The following is a 653-nucleotide window of genomic DNA, read 5'->3' as shown; positions in this document are numbered from 1 at the left end:
CTGCGACACCAGCATCGTCCTGAGCACCCCCCTGGAAGGCAAACTGCTCCTGCCGCCCCGGTGATTGGCGCCGCCCCGGTGATTGGCGCCGCCCCGGTAAGCTGTTCCCATGCTGCCTGAATTGCGGGATCTGTTCGTGCGGGACCTGGAGAAACTGACGCTGGAACTGGAGGCGTACCCGTCCGAGGACGCCATGTGGGCCGTGCCGGACGGCGTGCTGAACTCGGGCGGGACGCTGGCGCTGCACCTGATCGGGAACCTGTCGCAGTTCGTGGGCGCGGACCTGGGGGGCGTGGCGTTCGTGCGGGACCGCCCGGCCGAGTTCGCGCGGCGGGACGTGCCGCGCGCCGAGTTGATCGCGGGTGTGCAGGGGGTGTCGGCGCTGGTGGCAGGCACGCTGGAGAGCCTGGACCCGGCCCGTCTGGACGCACCGCACCCGACGCAACTGCCGGGCTTCCCGGAGGGCATGAGCACCCGCTTTTTCCTGATTCACCTGTACGGGCACCTGAACTGGCACCTGGGACAGGTGAACTACCACCGCCGACTGCTGTAACGGTCAGCGGCAGTCGGCGGTGGCGGTCGGCGGTGGCGGTCAGCAGGGGTGATCGTCAGCGGCGGGTGTGGGTGGCGTAGCGTTCCAGGGTGCTCCAGCC

The 653-nt window shown here is 69.8% G+C and carries 1 protein-coding gene; it reads left to right on the top strand.

Translation table 11 applies throughout. The features are described 5' to 3' along the window. Positions 1–109: 109 nt before the first annotated feature. Positions 110–553: a DinB family protein gene (locus tag QZ271_RS14410; RefSeq protein WP_291432633.1), complete on the top strand. Its 444-nt coding sequence runs from the start codon at positions 110–112 to the stop codon at positions 551–553. Positions 554–653: the final 100 nt, after the last annotated feature.

The sequence above is a fragment of the Deinococcus sp. genome, from assembly GCF_018260555.1.
Taxonomy (GTDB): Bacteria; Deinococcota; Deinococci; order Deinococcales; family Deinococcaceae; genus Deinococcus.
The sequence above is the reverse complement of the archived record's forward strand: the minus strand, read 5'-3'. Positions and strand labels throughout refer to the sequence as shown.

Coding starts and splice junctions, on each gene's coding strand:
- QZ271_RS14410 (WP_291432633.1), top strand. CDS start 110: ATGCTGCCTGAATTGCGGGATCTGTTCGTGCGGGACCTGGAGAAACTG.